The 4,137-nt window shown below is 69.8% G+C and carries 2 protein-coding genes; one reads left to right on the top strand and one right to left on the bottom strand.

Annotated elements, in window-relative coordinates:
- Window positions 1-110 precede the first annotated feature (110 nt).
- On the bottom strand, window positions 111-2,987 hold the full coding sequence (locus AB0M82_RS45840) for a glycoside hydrolase family 9 protein (protein WP_364736181.1): 2,877 nt from the start codon (window positions 2,985-2,987) through the stop codon (window positions 111-113).
- A 278-nt stretch (window positions 2,988-3,265) separates the two neighbouring features.
- On the opposite strand from AB0M82_RS45840, the gene AB0M82_RS45845 reads away from it, so the two are divergent.
- Window positions 3,266-4,018 carry a glycoside hydrolase gene (locus AB0M82_RS45845; protein ID WP_364736184.1) on the top strand — a complete coding sequence of 251 codons (753 nt, stop codon included), beginning with the start codon at window positions 3,266-3,268 and terminating at the stop codon, window positions 4,016-4,018.
- Window positions 4,019-4,137 lie beyond the last annotated feature (119 nt).

A 4,137-nucleotide genomic window follows, 5' to 3' on the forward strand; every position in this document is an offset into this window, starting at 1 on the left:
CGACGCTCTCGTCAGCCACGCCAAAGGCCGTGAGATCCCGACGACCGGCCGACCGCTGGCGGCCGAGCAGTGGTTGCGGTTCCGGCTCGCCGAGTCTGGTCGTCTGGTCGTCAGGCGCACGCCCTCCCGTTCACGGTGAACGCCGCCGGATTCGCATTGCTCCCGGTGTAGCTGCCGTTGAACCCGAGCGAGACGGACTGGCCCGGCGCCACCGAGGCGTTCCAGGGCATGGCCACGGCGGTCACGTTCGCGCTCGCCTGCGACCACGTCGCCGACCAGCCCTGCGTCACCTTCTGGTTGCCCGGGAAGGCGAACTTCAGCGTCCAGGTCGGCCAGGCGGTGGTGCCGGTGTTGGTCAGGTTCACCGTGGCCGTGAAGCCGCCGTTCCAGGAGTTCGCCGTGTAGGTCACCGCGCAGCCGCCGACCGGTGTGCCCGGCAGCGTCGTGAACTGCGCGGCGGGTGAGTCCGGACCCGCCAGGCCCGCGCCGTTGCGCGCCACCACGACCACGCTGTACGCGGTCGACGGCGAGAGACCGGTCAAGGTCGCGGATGTCCCGGCGACGGTGGCGAGCACCGTGCGGGCCGAGCCGTTCACGCGGACCACGTCGTAGCTCTTGACGCCGCTTTCCGGGTCGGCGGCCGCCGGCCAGGTCACCGTCGCGCCGGTGCTCGACACCGCGGACACCGCGGGCGTGCCGGCGGCGGTCGGGGCGGTCGTGTCCACACCGGACGGCGACTTCTCCGCCGTCCAGTTCGCCAGCCAGGCCAGCGCCGAGTTCCAGTTGACGGCGACCTCGTTCACCGAGTACGCCTGGATGTCGTCCACGAAGCAGCGCTGGGGCGCGCAGCCGGCGAGCAGCCGGGCCGCGGTCGGGTCCTGCAGGCCGCTGTTGGGCCCGCCGGACAGCGCGCCCGGCGGCGCGGTCGGCAGCGACGCGTCCAGCTGGTGCGCCCAGAACCGGTGGTGCACGTTCCGCACCGGCTGGTCACCGTGGCCGGAGACGTAGGAGTAGTTCGCCGGGTTGCGGCCCAGCAGGTAGTACATCGCCTGGAACGCGCCGTCGCGGTACTTGTCCTGCTTGGTGAAGTCGTACGCGAGGGCGAGCACCACGCCGTTGTTGGCCACCAGGCCGTTGGATCCCCACTCGTACGAGCCGTCGGCCGTCCGGTAGGGCGCCGGGTAACCCATGGACCGCATCTGCGTCAGGTGACTGTCGGCGGTCGTGGCGATCGCCGTCCTGGTCGCCGCGATGTCCGCCGCCGGCAGGTCGTTCGGCACCAACGCGAGCGTGATGTCGCCGAGCGCGCCCGTCGAGCCCCAGTCGAAACCGTGGGTCGTGAAACTTACACCGCGGTAGAGCGAGGACCCGGTGACATCACCGCGGTACGGGCTCTTCCCGGTGGTCGCGTACAGCTCCGCGGCCGCCCAGTAGAACTCGTCGGTGACGGTGTTGTCGCTGTAGGTGCCACCACCGGTGCCGTCGTCGGGGTCGGCGAGCATGCTCGGGTTGGCCTTCGCCGCGGCGTAAGCCTTCTCGGCCGCGGCGAGCAGCTTCGCCGAGTACGCCGGGTCGATCGTCCGCCACAACCGCGACGCCTGCGCGGCGACCGCGGCCATGTTCAGCGTGGCCGCGGTGCTCGGCGGCGACAGCCGGCGGGGCTGGCTGTCCTGCTCAGGCCGGGTGGGCAGGGCGGTCCACTGCGCGTCGTGGATCTTGTGGTGCACCATGCCCGCGTTCGGCTTGCCGTCCGGCACCTGCATTTCCAGCAGGAAGTCGACCTCCCAGCGGGCCTCGTCGAGGACGTCGGGGACGCCGTTGCCCTGTTCCGGGATCGCCAGCTTCCCGTCGCCCAGCGCGCTCGCGTCCCCCATCCGCAGTGCCCGCTCGTACTCGTCGAGCACCTGCCACGCCGCGATGCCGCCGTTGACCACGTACTTGCCGTGGTCACCGGCGTCGTACCAGCCGCCGCGCACGTCGAGGGTGTAGCCGCAGTTCAGGTCGGACCGGCAGGGAACGTTGTTGTCGCCCTGGTTCGGCGCCACGTTCAGGTGCCCGGCGGGGCGCGCGTAGGCCGCGCCGGCGTACCTGGCGTCGATCGCGATACCACTGCGCTGGTGGTAGAAGAACGCCAGCGAGTCGTAGCGCAGCTTCTTCAGCCCGTCCGCGGAGATGTCGAACGGGAAACTGGTCTCGGCGCCGACCGTCAGCGTGTAACCGGTGCCCGCGGTGTCGTAGGCGGAGAAGTCGATCTCGTGCACCTTCTCGCCGGACGCGGTGTCCGCGCCACGGGGCCGGGTCTGGCCGGTGGCCACGGCGGAACCGGCGGCGTTCTTCAACGTCCACGTCAGCGGCGTGGCCGAGTCGCTGATCACCGTGGCCTGCTTGGGCAGGCCGGGCACGTAGCTCTCCTGGTTCACCCGGATGCCGCTGGTCGGCGGCAGGCCGCCGGGCGGGATGACCCCGCCGATCAGCGAAATGTTGTCCAGGCAGACGGTGTTGTCGGCCGGCTGGCCGCCGAACCAGAAGGCCAGCTGGCCGTTGCCGCCGTTCGGGAAGTCCAAAGTGGCCGTGAAGGTGAGGGTGAAGTGCTGGGTCGCGGGCGTGACCGTCAGGTCTTTGCGCGCGATCTGCCGGTAGGGCGTCACGGCCTCGCCCGCGACCGCCGAGATCTGCTGGGTGGTCCTCGCGTGCGCGTCGAACGTCAAGGTGTACGGCTGGCCCGCTTCGAACGGCACGCCGTTCTGGCCGGCCAGGGCGTCGTAGCCGTTGACCGTGCCGCCGGTGACGTCGGTGCAGAACTCTCCGCCCGCGACGCGGCCGGTCGTCTCCGCCCCGGCCCACCACGGGTCGAGGGTGCCACTGGAGAAACCTCCATTGAGCAGCCGTTCGTACTCCGCGGCGGACGCGGGCACGGCACCGGCCGTCAGCCCGAGCGCCACCGCGGCCAGCAACGCCAGGCCGCCTCGAAACCTTCTCGCCCGCATTCGCCATCTCCTCGTCGTCGTCGGCGTGCCGATGGTGGCTGGGAAGGAAAACCGGCCGGGCCGGCGTGATGAGGCCGCCATAATGGGAGCGCTCCCAGCAAAGAGGACTGTAACCACACCGGTCCACCCGTGGCAATCGCCGCCCGGCGGCCACGGCGCCCGATCCCGAAAATTGATCACGAACCGCCTCTTTGCTCCGCGGTTTCGGTGTGGTTTCATCGACAGCGAGCAAGCTGAGAGCGCTCCCAGGCACGCCCACAATGAAGTGGAGACGGCACATGAAACTCAAGCACGCCCTGTCCGTGGTGGCACTCGCCCTGGCCGGCCTCACGGCACCCGCCGTCGGTGCGGCACCGGCCGCGCACGCGGACACGCTGATCTGCGACCAGTACGGCACGACGACGATCGGCGGCCGGTACGTCGTCATGAACAACCGCTGGGGCAGCAGCGCGCAGCAGTGCATCAACGTCACCGGCAGCGGGTTCCGGATCCAGACCCAGCAGGGCTCCACCAGCGGCGGAGCGCCGTTGTCGTACCCGGCGATCTACGTCGGCTGCCACTACGGGAACTGCTCCCCCGGCACGAACCTGCCCCGGCAGCTCGGCCGGATCGGCAGCGCGTCGTCGTCGATCTCCTTCAACTACGTCGGCGGTGCGGTCTTCGACGCCTCCTACGACATCTGGATGGATCCCACCGCGAAGACCAACGGGGTCAACCAGATGGAGCTGATGATCTGGTTCAACCGCACGGGCGGGGTGCAGCCGGTCGGCGGGCGGGTCGGCACGACGAACATCGGCGGCCGAAGCTGGGAGGTGTGGCAGGGCAACAACGGCGGCAACGACGTGCTGTCCTACGTGGCCCAGTCCACGATCTCGGGGTGGTCGTTCAACGTCATGGACTTCGTGCGTGACGTCGACGCCCGCACCCGGGTCGACAACTCCTGGTACCTGACCAGCATCCAGGCCGGGTTCGAACCCTGGCGCGGCGGCGTCGGCCTCGCGGTCAACTCCTTCTCGGCCAACGTCGGTTAAGGATTCCTCTGCCGCGCAAGCGGTCAACGGAAGGCCGTGAATGGCACATTGAGGGACTCTATGTCCCTCAATGAGCCATTCACTACGCACGACGGCGAATCGGGCCGAGAATGGCTGAA

The sequence above is a fragment of the Amycolatopsis sp. NPDC051128 genome (assembly GCF_040682715.1).
Classification (GTDB): domain Bacteria; phylum Actinomycetota; class Actinomycetes; order Mycobacteriales; family Pseudonocardiaceae; genus Amycolatopsis.

What these genes read in the sequence shown, in the direction of transcription:
- AB0M82_RS45840 (WP_364736181.1), bottom strand. Translation starts at nt 2,987, where the DNA reads ATGCGGGCGAGAAGGTTTCGAGGCGGCCTGGCGTTGCTGGCCGCGGTG.
- AB0M82_RS45845 (WP_364736184.1), top strand. Translation starts at nt 3,266, where the DNA reads ATGAAACTCAAGCACGCCCTGTCCGTGGTGGCACTCGCCCTGGCCGGC.